Source organism: Pelomonas sp. Root1237, from assembly GCF_001425055.1.
GTDB lineage: Bacteria > Pseudomonadota > Gammaproteobacteria > Burkholderiales > Burkholderiaceae_C > Pelomonas.
In genome coordinates this window covers 57327-76278 of sequence record NZ_LMDK01000016.1, presented here as the reverse complement: position 1 = coordinate 76278, position 18952 = coordinate 57327, and the positions used below count along the sequence as shown (strand labels likewise).

Sequence of the window (18952 nt, the reverse complement as noted above, 5' to 3'; positions counted from 1 at the left end):
GCAACGGGATACCTGAAACCCGTCGCGCGACTTCTCCAGGTTTTCCGTCGCGCAGGGCCCGCCCGCTGCCGCGGACCGGCGGGCCCTGAGTGTCAGCAGCGCAGGCGGCGGCGCGTGGTAAGACCCAGGCCGATGAGGCCGGCCACAAGCATCGCAGCCGATGCCGGCTCGGGCACGGCCGAGACGGCGTTGAAGGGCTGTGCCGCGTCGTTGCCGATGCGGATGCTCGTGACGTCGAGCGTGTGCGAGAAGTCGGCCGCGGCGCCGTTCTGCGCACCCGTGAACAGGAAGGCGCCCACCATGTAGAAGTAGCGGCCGCAGGCGGGCGAGATGGGGGTCTGGCAGTCGATCCGCGTGCCATTGGCGCTCACGTGGAGGGTGGTGTCGACGTCCAGCGAGCGGCTCATGGTGTCGCTTTGCACACCGAACACGTCGAGATGGGTCTGCGTGCTGGGGTGGGCGGCAATGAGTTGCTGCAGCAGGGGATCGCCCCCGACTTCGAAGGCATCGAGCCCCGCAGTCTTGAACAAGGCGTACTGGCTTTCGGCCGTGAAGTTGGCTTGCGAGCCGACGACGAAGGCGGTGACGGCAGCGCCCGAGCGGTCGGCGCCCAGGGCGCGGTCACCCGTCGTCGCCAGATGGCCATCAAGCTTCAGGTCAAACTGAACGGTCGTGTCCTGGTCCAGCATGGCCCAGTAGCCCATGAAGGAATGGCCGACTGCAACGCTGCTGATGGCGGTCGGATTCAACGGCGCCAGCGCGGAGGCCGACGCACCGAGGCTGGTCGGTCCGACGCGGGCGAAGGCCGAGGCCAGCTTGTCATTGACGGCTTGCGAGTCAGTCGCGCTGCGGCTCAGCTGGGCAGCGGACGGAAAGTTCAACCAGGCGCCGTCCTGGCTGAGCGTGCCGTCGATGATCGTGCCGGCCGTGGCCTCGTTGGTGGCGACAAACCACTGGTTCAGTTCCAGCCCGTACAGGTTGGACGCATTGGGCATGCCCAGGGAAATGGGCGGCAAGGTCGCGTCGGCCGATGCCGGGAGGTGGGCGAACGCGGCGGTCAAGCTCAGGGCCAGGGTGGCGAGGCGCAGGGACGTCATGAGATGTGTCGTTAGCAGGGACGGCGGAGTCTAGGAGCCGCTTCGGCTCACCCCATCCCCGCGGCACCCAAGGGCTAGGGATGCCTGCCCGTTCGGGTTGCAACCAACTGTGACTGTCAGGACGCCAGCCAAGCCGCAAGCCCCGCGGCTGCGGCGCGCCCGCTGGCCATGCTGGCTGTCAGCAGATAGCCGCCGGTGGGCGCTTCCCAGTCCAGCATTTCGCCGGCGACAAAAACGCCGGGCAGGGCCTTCAGCATCAGGCTCTGGGTCAGCGCCTCGAAGCGCACGCCGCCGGCCGTACTGATGGCTTCGGCCACTGGGCGGGGCGCGCGCAGCGTCAGCGGTAGATGCTTCATCGCAGCGGCCAGCGTGGCGGCATCAAGCATCTGCTCGCGGGTAAGCAATTCGTGCAGCAAGCCGAGCTTGAGCGGGTTCAGGTGCAGGCGGCTTTTCAGGTGCGAGGACAGGGACCGGCTGCCGCGCGGGTGCCTGACCTCTGCGAGAACGCGCTCGGCTGTCAGCTGGGGCAGCAGGTCCAGGTGCAGCGTGGCGACGCCGTCACGCGCAATCTGCTCGCGCAAGCTGCTGCTCGCTGCGTACACCAGCGAGCCTTCGATGCCTGTGGCCGTGAAGACGAACTCGCCGGCGCGATTCGCGAAGCCTTCGGTCTCGAGTGCGACCGGCTTGATCGGTTGGCCGGCGAACTCGGTGGCAAAGCGTTCGCTCCAGCCGGGGCCGCCGGCGTGGGCCGCGGTGGGCCCAACATCGAAGCCGCAATTGGCGGGACGCAGCGGTGCGATGTCGACGCCCCGCGCGGCGAGCCGCTCGACCCAGGCACCGTCCGAGCCGAGTTGGGGCCAGGAGGCGCCACCCAGCGCGAGCAGCGTGGCGCGCGGTGTCACCAGGCGTTCACCGTCGGGGGTGTCGAAGCGCAGGGCGCCATCGTCGGCCCAGCCGGCCCAGCGATGCCGCATCGCGAACCTCACGCCAGTCGCGCGCAACCGGTGCAGCCAGGCACGCAGCAACGGCGCGGCCTTCAGGTCCTTGGGGAACACACGGCCCGAAGTGCCGACAAAGGTCTCGATGCCCAGGCGCGCGGCCCAGTCACGCAGCGCATCGCCGTCAAAACCGCGCAGCAGCGGCTCGATGTGCGCCGCCCGCGCACCGAAGCGCTCGATAAAGGGCTCGAAGGGCTCCGAATGGGTCAGGTTGAGCCCGCCCTTGCCGGCGAGCAGGAATTTGCGGCCGACGCTGGGCTTGGCGTCGAAGACGGTGACGGTGTGGCCGACTGCGGCCAGCACTTCGGCCGCCATCAGGCCGGCGGGGCCGCCGCCGATGATGGCGATATCGGCCGTGGGATCTTTGGGTTGCATGCCCGATTCTAGGAACCGGGCTGGCCGTGACCTGGTTGGGCTGCGCCGCAGGCGGCGCTCGCCGTCCCTCAGGCCCGCACGACCGGTGTCGCTCCCGTCGGCGCCAGGGCGTTGTTGCCCCAGCACTGTTCGTACTTCCAGCCGGTCAGTTCCTCGGCCACGGCGCGGGCCTCAGCAGGGGCGTCGCCGATGCGGCCGCCTGCCTTGATGCGCGCGATTTCTTCGAGCAGGACGGCGTGGTTCTTGCGATCGAGCTTCATCTGGGTGGTGTAGTAGATGCCACCCAGTGCCAAGGCGATGACGCCCAGCGTGAAGATGCCGACGATGGCGTTGACCGCGATCTCGGGCTGGGTGGCCTGGCCGGACAGGAAGCCGAACTGGCCCAGCGTCCAGCCCATGACGAAGACAACGGCCGAGCGGGTGATCTTGCCGGCGAAGGTCATGGCGCCGGCATAGATTCCTTCACGCCGCCGCCCCGTCAGCACCTCGTCGACGTCGGCCAGGAAGGTGTAGACCGTCCAGGGGATGTAGTAGACGCCGCCGGTGCCCAGGCCGAACACCGCCGTGACGGCAAAGAGGGCGATGGTCGTGGTCTGCTTGGACCAGCCGAGGTAGAACAGCGCGGTATAGGCCAGCACACTGCCGCAGACGATGAGCAGGGCGATGCGGTAGGGACGCGCAAAGCCGAATTTGATGCACAGGCCGATGAACAACATGGTCGATATCAACTGCATCACCGAACTGAAACTGTTCAGATAGCCGACAACGGATTTGTCCTGGCCCATGCCGAAGACGATGAAATAAGTGAATATCGAAGCGAACAGCCATTCCGCCCCAAAACCCAGCAGATACATGCCGAGGTGTTTGCGAAAGATCTTCAAGTGGAAGGTCGACAGCATGTCCGAGGCGAGTTTCTTGAGCGCCTTGCCCAGGCTGCCCGCGCGCTCCTGCACTACCTCGTGCACGGGCCGCTCCCAAGAGGAGAAGTAGAGGGCCGCCATCGCGGCGCACATGATGAGGGCGTAGATGATGCCCGTCAGCAGGAAGGGCGTGGCCGACTCCTTGCTGTAGACCAAGAAGAGTTGGGCCGGGATGAAGGCGGCCAGGAAGTTGGCGCCCTTGCCAAACATCGCCTTGGAGCCGGTGAGCTTGGAGCGAACCGCGAAATCCGTGGTCATCTCCGTCGCCAGGGTTTCATAGGGCACCATGATCATGGTGTAGACCAGCTCGAAGAGGGCGTACATGCTCAGGTAGTACCAGAACCCGAAACCCTCGATCCACATCAGCGGATACAGCAGCACCGCCGGGATGCCGACCAATATGAAAAATCGCCGGCGCCCGAATTTGCGGCCCAATCGCGTGTTGTAGAAGTTGTCGCTGATATACCCCATCACGGGGTTGCTGATGGCGTCCAGGATGCTGGCCACGGAGAAGATGGTGGCTGCCTCGACGACCGTCAGCCCGCAGAAGGTCGTATAGAAATAGAGCAGCCATGCCGCCGCGATGGCCAGGGCGCCGCTGCCCAGCAGGTTGGCACTGCCGTAGCTCAGCGTGTGCCGCATTGAGATGGTTCTGCTCATGAAGTGCTGACTCGCGTTGAAATGGAAGACAGTTTCATTTTTTGTGGCCTGTCGTTCCGTGACGCAAGTATCCCATTTCGGACCGCTTTGGAACCTGCCGTGAACCCTGGGCAGCCTCTACATTGGCGGTGCTTGCCGGCGCTCAAGAGCGCCAGCAAGTCGCGTCAGTCAGGGATGAGCATCCAGCCGGTGTCAGACGGGCTGCCGGCTGGTCGACCTCGGACCCGCGCGTTGTGGCGAAGGGTCAGGCCGCGCCGCGAGCGCGCTCAATCGGTGCGCAGCTTGGCGCGCAGGCCGGCGCCGATCTCGGGTCGGTCGGCAAAGGCGTCGGTCGGGTTGCGCAGCAGCATGACGTCTTCCAGACGCGTCTGCACGCCTGCCAGCGCCTGCGGGTGGCTGAAGATGTAGAACTTGTTGTGGTCGATGGCGTCGAAGACCATAGCGGCGACGTCGGCCGCTGTCAGCTTGCCCGAGGACACGGCCTTGTCGGACTGCGCCTGGGAAATCATCTGGCTCTTGGTCGGCTTGGCCGCAGCCAGGTCGGCCGGGCGGTTGCGGTGGCTCTGGCTGATGCCGGTGGGCACGAAGAAGGGGCAAAGCACCGAGGCGTGGATCTGGTCGGTCACCAGGGACAGGTCCTGGTAGAGCGTCTCCGACAGCGACACCACCGCATGCTTGGACACGTTGTAGACGCCCATGTTGGGCGGGTTCAACATGCCGGCCATCGAGGCGGTGTTGACGATGTGGCCCGAATAGCCGGGGTCGGCCTTGGCGGCGGCCAGCATCATGGGCGTGAACAGGCGCACGCCATGCACGACGCCCATCACGTTGACGCCCATCACCCATTCCCAGTCGGCCAGGGAGTTCTCCCAGATCAGCCCGCCCGAGCCGACGCCGGCGTTGTTGAAGACGAAGTGCGGCGCGCCGAAGCGCTCTTGCACCGCGGCAGCCAGCCCTTCCATCTGATCGGCCTTGGCGACGTCGACGACGCGGGCCAGCACCTCGACGTCCTTGAACTCCCTGAACTCAGCTTGCGCCTTGTCCAGGGCATCGGCCTGCACGTCGACGAGGACGAGGTTCATGCCGCGCTGGGCGGCGAGGCGGGCGGTTTCCAGGCCAAAGCCGGACCCGGCGCCGGTGATGACAGCAGTCTTTTTCATGGGGTCTCCTTGCGCATCTCCACATGGGGGATGCCGTCTTCGATGTATTGCTCACCCACCGATACGAAACCAAAGCTGGCGTAAAAGCGCTCCAGGTGGGCCTGGGCGTGCAGCGTGATCGCGTGGGCGGGCCACAGACGCGCGCAGTGAACGAGGGCCTCGGCCATCAGCGCGCGGCCCACGCCACCGCTGCGTGCGGCGGGCGACGTGACGACGCGGCCGATGAGGGCTTCGGGCGCCTTCAGCCCGGGCGGGATCAAGCGCGCATAGGCCTTGAGCTTGCCGTCGTCGCCTGACCCCAGCAGATGCCAGGTTTGCGGATCGAGACCGTCGATGTCGAGGAACACGCAGTTCTGCTCGACGACAAAGACCTCGGAGCGCAGGGCCAGCACACTGTAGAGCTGCTGCACGCTCAGCTCGTCAAAGCGCAGGCAGTTCCAGCGCATCAGATCAACTTGACGAGCTGCTTGCCGAAGTTCCTGCCCTTGAGCAGGCCGATGAAGGCCTCGGGCGCCGCGGCGATGCCTTCGGCGATGGACTCGCGGAACTTGAGCTTGCCGGTGGCGACCATGGTGCCCAGCTCCTTGAGCGCCTCGGGCCAGACGTCCATGTGCTCGGACACGATGAAGCCCTCGACCTTCATGCGGTTGACGAGGATGAGCTGGGGGGCGGCCATCGGGATGGGCTGGCCGTTGTAGCCGGAAATCATGCCGCACATGGCGATGCGGCTGAAGGCATTGGCGCGCAGCAGCACGGCGTCCAGGATCATGCCGCCGACGTTCTCGAAATAGCCGTCGATGCCGTTCGGGCACTCGGCCTTCAGCGCGGCGGACAGCGACTTCACATCGGGGTGCTGCTTGTAGTCGATGCAGGCATCGAAGCCCAGTTCCTCGACGACGTAGCGGCACTTGTCCGCGCCACCGGCCAGGCCCACGGCACGGGCACCTCGCGCCTTGGCGAGCTGGCCGACGACGCTGCCGACGGCGCCGCTGGCAGCGCTGACGACCACGGTCTCGCCGGCCTTGACGTTGATGATCTTCATCAGGCCATACCAGGCCGTGACGCCGGGCATGCCGACCGAGCCGAGGTAGGCCGACAGCGGGATGTGGGTGGTGTCGACCTTGTTCAGCACGCCGCGCTGGGTGGCGTCGACGGTCTGGAATTCCTGCCAGCCGCCCATGCCGACGACCTTGTCACCGACGGCGAAATTGGCGTTCTTCGACTCGACCACTTCACCGACCGTGCCGCCGATCATGACCTCGTCCAGCGGCTGCGAGGCCGCATAGCTCTTGCTCTCGTTCATGCGCCCGCGCATGTAGGGATCGAGGCTCAAGAAATGGTTGCGCACGCGCACCTGGCCTTCGGCCAGCGCGGCGAGCGGCGCCTCGACCAGGCGGAAGTTGGCGGGCGTCACCTCGCCCTTGGGGCGCGAGGCGAGGACGATCTGGCGGTTGATTGGGCTCATGGGGCTGTCTGTTCAAGTAGCAGCCACCATTGAAGCATCGTGGCGCAAGCCCCTGCGTCCCAGGGGCGACAACGTTCTAGAGCGCCAGACTCAAGCGCCGATCGCGATCGGGTATGCCGTGCAGCCGAGCTTCTCGGAGATGTCCTTGCTGGCCGTCTGCAGCATCCGGACCACCTCCGGCGCCTTCTCGACGTCGAAGCGGAAGGTCGGGAAGGACACGCTCATGCCGGCGATGGGCTGGCCCAGACGGTCGAAGATGGGCACGCCCAGGCAGCGGATGTGGTCGTCGAACTCTTCGCGGTCTTCGCCGAAACCTTGGCGTTTGACCTGCTCGAGCTCGGCCAGGAAGGCCGGGCGTTCCGTGATGGTCTTGTCACGAAAGCGCTTGAACTCTGCGCCGTCGAGGATGCGGTCGCGGCGCTCGGGGTGTTCCCAGGCCATCAGCACCTTGCCGATGGCCGTGCAATGCAGCGGCGCGCGGCGGCCGATGCGCGAGTACATGCCCAGCATGTGGCGCGAGTCGACCTTGTGGATGTAGATGATCTCGCTGTCGATGAGGCTGCCCAGGTGGACGGTCTCGCCGGTGGCGTCGGCCAGCATCTGCATGTGGTGCTTTGACAGGTCGACCAGTTCGGGCGAGGGCAGGGCCTTGGCGCCGATCTCGAACATTCGCATGGCCAGGCCGTAGCGCTCGCTGTCGGCTTCCTGGCGCACATAGCCCAGGCCCTTCATCGTCTGCAGGAAACGGTAGACCGTCGCCTTGGGCATGGCCAAGCGCACCGACAGGTCGGTGATACCGATGTCACTGCGCTCACCCAGGGCGTTCAGGATCGCGAACACCTTGAGTACCGCGGCAACCGACTCCGGCTGCTTGGAATCAGCAATGTCGTCGTCCATCGTTTCGATTCTTTCGGGTGCGTGTTTCAGTAGTCGGATTCTGACTCAGGCGCGGCGCGGCCCGACGCCTGCGCGGATTTGCTCAACCAATTGATCGGGACGGGCCGGGCGCAAGGCTGCTGTGTCGTAGGACTCGTCGGGGCGCCAGCCGACGTCGGCGGACAGGGACTCGCCGGGGTGCGCGGCCGCCCAGGCGGCCAGGATGTCGACCGCTTGGCCGTTCAGCCGGCTGTCGCGGTCGGTGAAGGCGCTGCCCTTGAGGCGGCGGATCAGGCGGTCAGCGGTGATGCCGGCTGGCAGCTCCCAGCGGTTGTGTTCGCTGTACAGCCGCGAGTTGGCGCCGATGCCCAGGGAGTAGCCGAAATCTTCGGCGCGCTCGGCGCTGAAGAGGTTGGCCACGACATGCACGCGGCCAAAGCGCACCCGTGGCGTGCGTTCCTTGCAGGCGTGGAAATGGTTGTGATGCAGTGTCACGCGCAGATGGCCCTCGTCGCTGCTGCGGCTGTCGCTGCTGCCGATCAGCATGGTCTTGTCATGGGCCTGGAAGCGGCACCAGGACACGGTGACGAGGTCGCTGCCGTTGGTGATGTCCAGCAGGCCGTCGTGGTGCTGCACCCGCTGCCCCAGGCGGATGGGCTCGAGCTTGTCGGGGTGCTGGCCGTCGTCGAAATGGCAGTGGTCCACCCACACGCGGTCGGCACCGCGCAGCGACAGCGCGTCGTACTCCGAGTTCCACTCGCCATGCCCGTTGTCACGTGGCTGCCATTCGGGGAAGTGGTCGTAGGCGTCGGAAAAGCGCAGATCACGGATGACGATGTTGCTGACCTTGTCCAGCAGCACCATGCCGTGCTGGAAGCCGGCGCCGGGCGCGACACCCAGCACCGTCGTGTTGGACGGCAGGCGCACGACGGAGACTTCGGCCTGGCGCTTCTCAGAGCGCTTGCGGGCATCTTCCAGCGGGCCCTTGGGGTCGTCGCGGCCCCAGGTGGCGGGGTCGAACGCGCGGTCGAAGGCGTCGAAGCTGAACTCGGGGTCGCGGAAGGCTTCGACGCCGCCGGGGCAAAGATCGATGAACTTGTGGATGCGGATGATCTTGGGCTTGTCGCCCAGGCGCAGCGCGGCATCCAGGCCGGCGCGGTCGTGCACGTCGAAGACATGTTCGGGGATGGCCCTGGCGCCGCCGGTCGTACTGCCGACGCTGGCCCAGCCTAGCGGGGTTTCGGGCGCTTCAACCAGTGCATGGGGCGCGCTGGCGCAACCGCCGAGTGCCGAGAGACCGGCGAGGGCGAGCAGATGGCGACGGAGCAGGGTCATGGGCGGTTGTTGAACTCGAACAGGCGGTTGCTGGCAGCGTCGAAAGCTCGGCGCGAGGTGCTGGCCGACCAGGGGCCGATATGGGCGCCGATCTCGCTGTCACGCACGATGGCGACGCCGTTGGGGCTGCTGCCGGCCACCCAGGTGCCCGCCTTGACGCCGGCATCCCATGCTCGGCCGATGGATGTGGCGCCGGGCGCGATGCCGGGCTCGCCGACCAAGCGGCTGTGCGTGATCAGAAATCCCTGGGCCACGTCGGGTGCGGTGCTGGGCGCCAGCACGATGCCGCCGTGCCCTGGCGTGCGGCGGTTGGCGCGGGTCAGGATGGTGCTGTGTTCGATGACGAGCACCGCGTTGCCGAAGATGAAGTCCACGTCGCCAGCGATCAGGCTGTGGCGGATCAACTGGCGGGCGGTCTGGTCGGCCTTCGCGCGCTTGGCGTAGAGGGTGTCCTGGTGGCCGAGCAGGCGCACGCCTTCGAGCTGGATGCGGTCGCCCATCAGCGTCAATGCCACGGCCTGCGCGCCGCCGCTTTCGCCCACGCCCGGCGGGTAGGCCTCGCCACGGCGCACGCCGTCCATCGCGTCGTTGGCGATGGTCAGCGCGATCAGCTGCACGTCGTTGCTCTGCACCAGCATGCTGGTGCTGCCGCTGGTGCCGATGGTGGCCTTGCCGAGTTCGGGCCAGCAGGGGTGGGCGGGCTCGTTCTCGCCCTTGGGCTTGCCGGAGAAGCGGCTGTCCACCAGCACCACGGCGCTGGCGTCCAGCGCCGAGCCGATCAAGGCCAACGGTGCCTTGTCCTTGACGCAAACGGGACCGCGATACGTGCCCGGCTGGATCTGGATGACCCAGCGCTTGCTGCCGTTCTTGCCTTGGTCGGGCACCTTGTCGATCGCGGCTTGCACCGACTCACCCGGCTTGACGACGAAGTCAGGCGCCGTCGCGGAGAGGTCGGCCAGTGGCCCCGGTTGCCAGTCGCCGAGGTAGGCCGCCGCGGTGTGCGCGGCGGCCTGCTCGGCCGGCAGCTGCGGGCGTGCTTGCCCCTGAGCTGCCGTTACTGCAAGCGAAGCGGCCAGGACTAGCGCGAGCTTCACAGGTCGGCGAGATAAAGGGCCGGTTCGACGCCGTTCGCGCGCTCTTTGTCGCAGCTGAACAGCACCTGCTTGTTGTCTGGCGTGAAGCTCGGGTGCGGGTGCGTGACCTGGCGGTCGTCCTTGTAGACGTCCCAGCCGCTGTCATGGCGGGCGATGGCGCGGGTCGTGCCGGCCTTCAGGTCGAACAGGTGCAGGTAAGGGTCGCCCACCAGCATCGCGTTGCTGGCCGTGCTGTCATGGCTGACCTTGCCCACGCCGTCGCCGACAATGAGGGTGCCGTCGTGGTTGCTCATCAGGTGCGAGCACTGAGGCATCGCCGTCAGCAGCTTGTTCTCCAGCGTGACCGGGTCCAGGCTGTAGATCCAGCGCTCGGGCGACTTCTCGTTGTAGCTGACGTAGATCATGGCGCTGCCGTCCGGCACCCAGAACTCATGCGTGCAGCTCTCGCCGTCGAGATGTTCCTTGCCGCAGCGTCGGTTCGTGCCGTCCTCGTCGATGAACCACATGCGCGCGTCGATCAGGTCATGCGGGCCTTCGTGGCAGTAGGCGACGGTGTTGTCATCGAACGGGCGGTATTGCGGGTGGCCTAGCCAGCCGCGCTGCTCAAGGATGACGGTGCGTTTACCGGTCGCCAGGTCGACGCTGAACAGCCGGCACAGTGGCCGCTTGTGGAACATCTCGTTGAACTTCTGCCAGGTGTTCAACGGGAACCAGTCGTCGGCCGAGATTTCGATGCCGACGATTTTGGTGCAGGCACTGTTGCTGACCCAGGTGCCATAGCCCACCCAGGCTTCAGGCACGACGTACAGGACCGCCTCTTCCAACGTGGCGAGATCCAGGCGGATGAACTGGCGCTTGTCACGCACGAAGTAGAGGTGCTTGTCATCCGGGCTCAAAAAGCCGCCGAAGGTGTTCTCGCCCACGCCGTCGGTGAGCTGGACGCAGCGCTGGGAGTCGAGGTCCAGCAGGTGGTAGTTCCAGTTCGGACTCGGGTTGGGGCCGAACTCGCCGCCGAAGATCAGTTTGCGGCCGTCGTTCGTGAAGCACTTCTGATAGAAGTAGTTGCGATGGCAGGTGACGTCGGGCGGCGTCAGCCGCGTGACGCGCGCACCGGTGTCGGGGTCCTCGCGGGTGAGGAATTCAAACTTGCGTTCGGTGGATTTCATGGCGTGATCCTTTTTTGGGCCGAGCGCTGGGCCGCTCCCGAGCCGGCCCCTTTGGCGATGTGCTTGCCGGTCGATCCGGCAAGCATCGCCGCCCCCTCGGGGGGCCGACCAGCCGCGCTCGCGTCCAGCGATGCGAGGTTGGGCGAGGGGCGTTTTATCTCGCCAGCCAGCCACCGTCGACAGCAATGGTGTAGCCGTTGACATAGTCCGAAGCCTGCGAAGCCAGGAACACGACCGGGCCAGCCAGATCCTCCGGCTTGCCCCAGCGGCCGGCCGGGATGCGGTCGAGGATGGCGCTGTTGCGCTGCTCGTCGGCGCGCAGCGCGGCGGTGTTGTTGGTGGCCATATAGCCCGGGGCGATGGCGTTCACGTTGATGCCATGCGAGGCCCATTCGTTGGCCATCAACCGCGTAATGCCCATGACGCCACTCTTGCTGGCCGTGTAGGAGGGCACGCGCACGCCGCCCTGGAAGCTCAGCATCGACGCGATGTTGATGATCTTGCCGCCGCTGCCCTGGGCCAGGTAGATCTTGGCCACAGCCTGCGACAGGAAGAACACGGACTTCAGGTTCAAGTCCATCACGTCGTCCCAGTCAGCCTCCGAGAACTTGATGGCGTCTTCGCGGCGAATGATGCCGGCGTTGTTGACCAGGATGTGCACCGCGCCCGTGAAGGTCCTGGCCTGGGCGACCAGGTCGGAAATGGCGCTCACGTCGGACAGGTTGGCACGCATGTCCAGAAAGCGGCGCCCGAGCTTTTCCACGCCTGCCTTGGTCTCATCCGGGTCGGAGACGTTGACGCCGACGATGTCGGCGCCGGCTTGCGCGAGCGCCAGCGCCATGCCCTGGCCCAGGCCGGTATTGCAGCCGGTGACGATGGCCGTCTTGCCGGCCAGGTTGAAGTTGTTGAGCACCATGTTTTGTTGCGTCCGTTCAGCGCGAGGTCGTGGCCAAGGTGGTTCAGCTTGTTGAAACGCAGTTCCACTTTTTCCGATGCCACGACTTTAGGCAGCGCGCAAGTGTTGCGGAATCATGGTTTCTAATTAGTGAACCGATGTTCCGATTTTTGCATCTTCCCCCTATCATCGTCCACAACGAACTTCGAAGACCCCAGCAATGAGCCCCTGTTTACCCATGACGGGCCCGCGCTGACCGACAAGTTTTTCCCTCGCCGCGACAACGATCTGTCGTCACGACGAAAGAACCGGCGCTCGCACTACAGCGTCGCCGGCTTAGGAAATCAACGGGTGCCCTGCGTGCGCCCGGGTTCCCAGCCTTGCATAACCCGAGAGCCGCCGGCGCGACACAGCGCCCAGGCGGCCTGCACCAGGAGACACCACATGCCCGCCGTTCGCCCTTTCCGCCGTCCGTCCCAGCGCCTGGCCTTGCGCCCGGTGGCCCTGGCCGTCACTTTCATCGCCGCGCCCGTCTGGGCCCAGACCGCGCCGGCCGCCTCTGCGCAACTGGAGACGGTCACCGTCACCGGCATCCGCGCCTCGCTGGAGAGCGCGCTGAACGCCAAGCGCCAGGACAAGGGCATCGTCGATGTCATCAAGGCCGAGGACATGGGCAAGTTCCCGGACACCAACCTGGCCGAATCGCTGCAGCGCATCCCGGGCGTCGTCATCGACCGTGACGCCGGCGAAGGCCGCAACATCACCGTGCGCGGCCTGGGCGGCGACTTCGCCCGCACCCGCATCAACGGCATCGAGGCCCTGGCCACCACCGGCGGCACCGACAGCTCCGGCGGCGCCAACCGCACCCGCGCCTTCGACTTCAACGTCTTCGCCGCCGACCTCTTCAACTCGCTGACCGTGCGCAAGAGCAGCTCGGCCGACGTGGATGAAGGGTCACTTGGCGCCACCATCGACCTGCAGACGGCCCGCCCCTTCGACCTGAACAAGTTCGCGGCCGCCGTGTCCGTCAAGGGCACCTACAACGATCTGTCCGGCAAGGCCACGCCCAAGGCCTCCTTCCTGATTTCCAACACCTTTGCCGACAAGAAGATCGGCGTGCTGCTGTCGGGCGCCTATTCCAAGCGCAAGGTCTATGAAGAGGGTTTCAGCACCGTGCGCTGGGACAACGGCCCGTCCAGCGGCAACGCCTTCAGCGGCTGGTGCCCGCCCCAGGGCGTGACGGCCAACCTGCCGACCGGCTCCACCGCCACCACCTGCGGCCCCGCCGCCCAGGGCGTGGCCCGCCTGCCCAACACGCCGGAGAACCTCGCCGCCTACAACGAGGCCAGCAAGGCGACCAGTTTCCACCCGCGCCTGCCGCGCTACGGCCGCCTCACGCACGACCAGGAGCGTCTGGGCATGACCGGCGCCATCCAGCTGCGCCCGGCCGACAGCATGTTGATCACCTTCGACATGCTGTACAGCAAGTTGGAGGCAACCCGCCAGGAAGACTTCCTGGAGGCCATCTCCTTCAGCCGCGCGCTGTCGGCCGGCGGCAAGCAGCAGACCAGCGTCGTCGAGGCGCAGTACGCGCCCAGCGGCCAGATGCTCTACGGCAAGTTCAACGGCGTCGACGTGCGCGCCGAGTCGCGCTTCGACAAGCTCAGCACCGAATTCACGCAGCCCTCGCTGACCGTCGAGCAGGACATCACCGACACCCTCAAGCTGACCCTGCGCGGCGGCCGTGCCACGTCCCGCTTCCGTAACCCCATCCAGACCACGACGACGTTGGATGCGCCCAATGTGAACGGCTATGTGTTCGACGCCCGTGGCGACGACCGCGCGCCGCTGCTCGGCTACGGCAACCTCAACCCCAGCGACGCCAACGGTGGCCTGAAGATCTACGGCGTGCCCGTCGGCTCGACCAGCATCGCCAACTTCACGCCCAGCGAAATCCGCATCCGCCCCAACGGCGTGACCAACCGCCAGGACGTGCTGACCGCGGACGTGGCCTGGGAAGTCATTCCCGACGTGCTGACGCTCAAGGGCGGCGCCAGCTACAAGCAGTTCAAGTTCACCAGCTACGACATCCGCCGCACCGTCGAGACGATGAACACGCTGCCGGCCAACGTGATCCCGGCCAGCCTCGTGACGACGCTGACGGGCTTTGGCAAGGGCCAGAACCTGCCCAATGGCTCGATCACCTCCTGGGTCATCCCCAACCTGGACGCCATCGCCCAGGCCTATGACATCTATTGCAACTGCCTGAAGACCGGCCCCGCCGGCGGCCCGGGCGACTACACGCTGACCTCTATCACCAACGGCAGCGCCCGTGGCGGCAACCGGGCCATCTCGGAGACCGACACCGGCACCTGGTTCATGGCCGATTTCGAGACCCGCCTGGGCGGCATGGCCGTGCGCGGCAATCTCGGCACGCGCTACGTCAAGACGGCCATCGTCGCCAGCGGCTACCTGGCCACGGGCGGCGGCAGCCCCGTCACCGCCACCCGCGATTACACGGACTGGCTGCCCTCAGCCAACATCGCGGTCAACTTGACCAAGGACCTGATCCTGCGCGCCGCGGCCGCCAAGGTCATGTCGCGCCCGCCGCTGCAGAACCTGAACCCGGGCGGCACGCTGAGCACGACAGGCACGCTGAGCTACACCGGCGGCAATCCGGCGCTGGAGCCCTTCCGCGCCACGACCTTCGACCTCAGCGGCGAGTGGTACCACTCCAAGAACGGTTTCATCGGCCTGGGTGTGTTCCAGAAGGACATCAAGAGCTATGTGCTGACGGTGGGTCGCAACGTGGCGTACAAGGACACCGGCCTGCCGATGTCGCTGCTGCCGAGCAACTTCACCGGCGACGAACTCTTCCTGGTCAGCGCGCCGGTCAACAGCCCGGGCGGCAAGCTCACCGGCTTCGAGATCAACGTGCAGCAGCCCTTCACTTTCCTGCCGGGCTGGGGCAAGAACTTCGGCGTGCTGGCCAACTACACGCAGGTCAAGTCCAAGATGGACTATGTGCTCTCCGCCTCGGTCGGGGCGGCCACCGTCTCGGAAGACCTGGTCAACCTGTCGCCGCGCTCCTGGAACCTGTCCGTCTACTACGACGACGGCACCTTCAGCGGCCGCGTGTCGACCTCGGCCCGCTCGGCCTTCCTGACCACCATCCCGGCCGGCAACAACCAGGACGTGGCAGGCAAGAACAAGACCTTCAACGTCGACCTGTCGATGGGCTATCAGTTCAACAAGCAGCTGCAGCTGACGTTTGAAGCGACCAACCTGACCAACCAGCCCAACGACCAGTTCATCTCCCGCGCGATGAACAACGTCGTCGTCAACAACTACACCGGCCGCGAGTTCATCGTCGGTGGCCGCTACAAGTTCTAAGGCGGACATGGCCTAGAGAAAGCAAAGGGCGCAGACCTACGTCTGTGCCCTTTTTCGCTTGCGGGACCCTGCAGGTCTCCTGATCCCGAAGACGTGTCGATCGCCCCGCGGCGAGCCCGACCACACGGAGACAAATCATGAAGACCCACAGGACCCTGGTGGTCGCAGCCGCTGCATGGCTGATCGCCACCGTCGCCCAGGCCGCCAACAGCCTGCCCGCCGGCACCCTCATCACCGGCCAGGTCAGTGGCGCCAGCACGATGGTGCTGGGCCTGGACCACGGCTTCACCGAGGAGGCGGGCAGCAACATCACGGCGCTGGCTGCCACCGACCTCGAGTTCCTGACTGGCGACGCGGCGGTGGGTATTGACTTCTTCAGCGACGGCCATGTGCAGGTCTGGAACAACACCGGCGCCACCGGCCTGACCGGCAGCTACAGCTTCACCTTCAGCTTCGCGGGCTTGAGCGCGCCCATCACCGGCTTCACGCCGCTGGACATGACGGGTGTTGCCGGCGGCACCGTCAGCCTGCAATTGGTGGATGAGCACACCGTCAGCCTGACGCTGAACAACGTCAGCTTCGCGAGCGAGTTCGGCAGCTTCACGACACAGATCGCCGTCAGCGCCGTGCCGGAGCCTGGCAGCCTGGCGCTGCTGGCCGCAGGCCTCGGTGTCGTGGCCCTGCGCAGGAGGGTCGTCGCATGAAAGCCCTCAAGCACCTGGGCATTGCCGCGCTGCTGGCCCTGAGCCTGCCGGCCCATGCCGTTGATGCCGCGCAACAGACCGCACCCAGCGATGGTTGGGGAGCCGGCACCGTCGGCGGCAGCGCCGCCACACCAGAGCACATCTACACCGTGCACAACCGCGCCGAGCTGCTGAACGCGCTGGCCAATGGCGGCAACGCGGCCAAGATCATCAAGGTGGCCGGCACCATCGACATGACCGAGGGCACGCCCTTCGCCAGCACCGCCGACCAGAAGGTGAGGGCGCGGGTGCGCCTGACCAGCAACACCACGCTGATTGGCGAAGGCCCGGGCGCCGGCTTCGTCAATGCCTGGATCGACATCACCAGCGTCAGTCAGGTCATCGTGCGCAACCTGCACCTGGTGGCGCCCTGTGACGTCGGCCCGATCTGGGACCCCACCGACGGCGCGCTGGGCAACTGGAACTCCGCCTACGACGCCATTGGCATCGTCACGGCCACGCAGGTCTGGATCGACCGCAACACCATCACCGACGCGCCCGTCACCGACGACACCTTGCCCGTCGAGAACGGCAAGACCAAGCAGTGCCACGACGGCGCCATCGACATCACCAAGGGCGCCGACCTGATCACGGTCTCCTACAACCTCGTCACGGCGCATGACAAGAGCATGCTGATCGGCGGCTCCGACAGCCTGACCAGCGACGCCGGCAAGCTGCGCGTCACCATCGCCAACAACGTCTTCAACGGCGTGGTGCAGCGCGTGCCACGCGTGCGCTTCGGCCAGGTCCACGTCTTCAACAACTACTTTGTCGGCAGCAAGACGGCCAATCCCTATCCGCACAGCTACAGCGTCGGCGTGGGCAAGGCGAGCAACATCCTGTCGCACGGCAATGTGTTCGCCATCGACGGCGCGACCGGCTGTGACAGCGTCGTCGTCTACGCCAGCTCCGACCACACGGGCGTGTTCCAGGACAGCGGCTCCACCATCAACGGTGCCGCTTTAGGCGCCTGCAGCGTCCAGGCCGGCGCTGCCTTCGTGCCCGGCTATGCCTACAAGCCGCGGCCCGCGGTCCTGGTCAAGGCCAACAACCTGGCCCTGGCGGGCGCCTGGAAGATCTCGACGCAGATCAGCGGCAGCGGCAACGTCAGCGAGGTGGGCGGCACGAAGGCGCCTGCCGCGAACGAGACCAACGTCCACACCGACACCCGCCTGTCCCTGTCCTTCGATGCGCCGCCCGCCATCGGCACGGCGGGCAAGGTCAATGTCTACCGCACGAGCGACGACGTGCTGGTGGATAGCATCGACCTGAGCAGCGCGCCCTCGGCCAGCGACACGCAGACGGTGCTGGCCCGCAACAACCTGGAGATCGACGCGCTGGGCCTGGGCGCCATGCCTGATGGCGCCACGTTCGCGCGCTATGTCTGGTACCGGCCCGTCAGCGTCAGCGGCGCCAAGGCCTCGGTCAAGCTGCACAGCAACAAGCTGGATTTCGCCACGACCTACTACGTGACGATGGACGCTTCGGTGCTGTCCGGCACCATCAAGGGCGCTGCCTTCGCCGGGATAGCCAAGGCCGACAACTGGAAGTTCACGACGCGCGCTGCGCCGGCGAGCTTCACGAACCTGAACGTCGACGACGGCGGCACGACGGCCGACTTCCGCACGCTGCAGGGCGCGCTGAACTGGGTCATGAAGAACTGCTCGACCAACAGCCCGGCCGCCAATGGCTGCAACACCGTTGCCACGCCCAAGACCATCCACCTGGCCAACGGCAGCTACCCCGAACTCAACATCCTGCGCAAGGTGTCCAACCTCAGCATCGTCGGCGAGAGCCGTGATGGTGTGGTGGTGGGCGACGTCAACTTCGAGTCGCTGAACTCGGGCAGTGGCGCGAGTTCCGCCACAGCGGGCACGGCGCTGAGCACCTCAGGCAAGACCCTGGGCCACCGCGTGCTCGGCGGCGGGCGTGCGTCGCTGCTCGTCGAGACGTCAGACCTGCTGACGCTGCAGAACTTCACGCTGCAGAACCCGCATGTGCGCAGCACGAGCTGGGACAACCAGGCCGAGGCCATCTACTTCAACACCAGCACGACGGCTGCGGCCGCGCGCTTCGTGGCCAAGCAGATGAACTTCCTGAGCCAGCAGGACACGCTGCAGCTCAAGGGCTACAACTGGATCTACCAGTCCCTGGTCGCCGGCAACGTCGACTTCATCTGGGGCAGCGTGATGGCCAGCCTGTTCGAGGACTGCGAGATCCGCTCCGTGGCCGACACGTCCAGCGGCTCGGCGGGCTTCATCCTGCAGTCGCGCGCCACCGCCGGCGACAAGGGCTTTGTCTTCCTGAACAGCCGGCTGACGGCCGAGCCCGCGGTGAGTCAGGCCTATCTCGCCCGCAGCGGCGGCACGGCGGCGACGACCTATATCGATCACATCGCCTTCGTGAGCACCAGGATGGGCTCGCACATCCTGCCCGCCGGCTGGTGTGTGGGTACAGGCACCAGCAAGACGGGCGTGGGCACGGGCAATTGCGGCAGCAACCCACCGTCCTGGGCCGGCACGGCCGACGGCGGCACCACCGACACGGTGGGCTGGCGCGAGTTCGGCAGCATGGACCTCAACGGTGCGCCGCTGGACGTCAGCGCGCGGCTCGGCGTGGCCTCGGTCAAGGTCGCCAATGTGCCGACCAATGTCGTGCTGGCCAAGCCGCTCGGCTCGGCCACGGGCCTGACGACCCGCGCCGAGATCTTCCAGAACTCGACCATCGCCACCGGCGCGCCCGGCGGCTGGGTGCCAGCCCCCTAGACCCATCCAG

At 66.4% G+C, this 18952-nt stretch carries 14 protein-coding genes; 3 read left to right on the top strand and 11 right to left on the bottom strand.

The annotated features are described in order from the left end of the window. Nucleotides 1–92: 92 nt before the first annotated feature. The 11 genes from ASC91_RS13150 to kduD form a co-directional block, all read right to left on the bottom strand. Nucleotides 93–1097, bottom strand: a complete 1005-nt coding sequence (locus tag ASC91_RS13150; RefSeq protein ID WP_056197401.1) for a PEP-CTERM sorting domain-containing protein — start codon at nucleotides 1095–1097, stop codon at nucleotides 93–95. A 116-nt stretch (nucleotides 1098–1213) separates the two neighbouring features. Next, the gene (locus ASC91_RS13145) at nucleotides 1214–2470 is read right to left on the bottom strand and encodes a TIGR03862 family flavoprotein (RefSeq protein WP_056197400.1); all 1257 of its coding nucleotides are present in this window, start codon (nucleotides 2468–2470) and stop codon (nucleotides 1214–1216) included. A gap of 68 nt (nucleotides 2471–2538) precedes the next feature. Beyond that, nucleotides 2539–4032, bottom strand: a complete 1494-nt coding sequence (locus tag ASC91_RS13140) for an MFS transporter (protein ID WP_200955283.1) — start codon at nucleotides 4030–4032, stop codon at nucleotides 2539–2541. Between the two features lie 284 nt (nucleotides 4033–4316). After that, the gene (locus ASC91_RS13135; RefSeq protein ID WP_056197396.1) at nucleotides 4317–5210 is read right to left on the bottom strand and encodes an SDR family oxidoreductase; all 894 of its coding nucleotides are present in this window, start codon (nucleotides 5208–5210) and stop codon (nucleotides 4317–4319) included. Further along, complete coding sequence (locus tag ASC91_RS13130; protein ID WP_056197394.1) at nucleotides 5207–5656, bottom strand: GNAT family N-acetyltransferase; 450 nt, start codon at nucleotides 5654–5656, stop codon at nucleotides 5207–5209. The genes ASC91_RS13135 and ASC91_RS13130 overlap by 4 nt, the downstream gene beginning before the upstream one ends. Continuing rightward, entirely contained in the window at nucleotides 5656–6675 is a 1020-nt protein-coding gene (locus tag ASC91_RS13125; protein WP_056197393.1) for an NADP-dependent oxidoreductase, read from the bottom strand. The genes ASC91_RS13130 and ASC91_RS13125 overlap by 1 nt, the downstream gene beginning before the upstream one ends. A 90-nt stretch (nucleotides 6676–6765) precedes the next feature. Continuing rightward, nucleotides 6766–7572 carry a DNA-binding transcriptional regulator KdgR gene (gene kdgR, locus ASC91_RS13120; RefSeq protein WP_056197391.1) on the bottom strand — a complete coding sequence of 269 codons (807 nt, stop codon included), beginning with the start codon at nucleotides 7570–7572 and terminating at the stop codon, nucleotides 6766–6768. Nucleotides 7573–7617: 45 nt separating this feature from the next. Further along, nucleotides 7618–8886 carry a polysaccharide lyase family 1 protein gene (locus ASC91_RS13115; protein ID WP_056197388.1) on the bottom strand — a complete coding sequence of 423 codons (1269 nt, stop codon included), beginning with the start codon at nucleotides 8884–8886 and terminating at the stop codon, nucleotides 7618–7620. Next, nucleotides 8883–9980 (bottom strand): pectinesterase family protein, encoded by a 1098-nt coding sequence (locus ASC91_RS13110; protein ID WP_056197387.1) that lies wholly within the window; start codon nucleotides 9978–9980, stop codon nucleotides 8883–8885. Before ASC91_RS13110 ends, ASC91_RS13115 begins: the two co-directional genes overlap by 4 nt. Then, complete coding sequence (locus ASC91_RS13105) at nucleotides 9977–11146, bottom strand: oligogalacturonate lyase family protein (protein WP_056197385.1); 1170 nt, start codon at nucleotides 11144–11146, stop codon at nucleotides 9977–9979. Before ASC91_RS13105 ends, ASC91_RS13110 begins: the two co-directional genes overlap by 4 nt. Before the next feature lie 154 nt (nucleotides 11147–11300). Then, nucleotides 11301–12062, bottom strand: coding sequence for a 2-dehydro-3-deoxy-D-gluconate 5-dehydrogenase KduD (gene kduD / locus ASC91_RS13100; protein ID WP_056197382.1), 762 nt, complete (start codon nucleotides 12060–12062; stop codon nucleotides 11301–11303). Nucleotides 12063–12485: 423 nt separating this feature from the next. Here kduD and ASC91_RS13095 point away from each other — a divergent pair, with 423 nt between their 5' ends. The 3 genes from ASC91_RS13095 (at nucleotide 12486) to ASC91_RS13085 (ending at nucleotide 18942) form a co-directional block, all read left to right on the top strand. Continuing rightward, nucleotides 12486–15434 carry a TonB-dependent receptor gene (locus tag ASC91_RS13095; RefSeq protein WP_056197380.1) on the top strand — a complete coding sequence of 983 codons (2949 nt, stop codon included), beginning with the start codon at nucleotides 12486–12488 and terminating at the stop codon, nucleotides 15432–15434. A gap of 137 nt (nucleotides 15435–15571) precedes the next feature. Beyond that, nucleotides 15572–16138: a PEP-CTERM sorting domain-containing protein gene (locus tag ASC91_RS13090; RefSeq protein ID WP_056197379.1), complete on the top strand. Its 567-nt coding sequence runs from the start codon at nucleotides 15572–15574 to the stop codon at nucleotides 16136–16138. Next, nucleotides 16135–18942 carry a pectinesterase family protein gene (locus ASC91_RS13085; protein WP_056197377.1) on the top strand — a complete coding sequence of 936 codons (2808 nt, stop codon included), beginning with the start codon at nucleotides 16135–16137 and terminating at the stop codon, nucleotides 18940–18942. Before ASC91_RS13090 ends, ASC91_RS13085 begins: the two co-directional genes overlap by 4 nt. The last annotated feature ends 10 nt before the right edge of the window (nucleotides 18943–18952 follow it).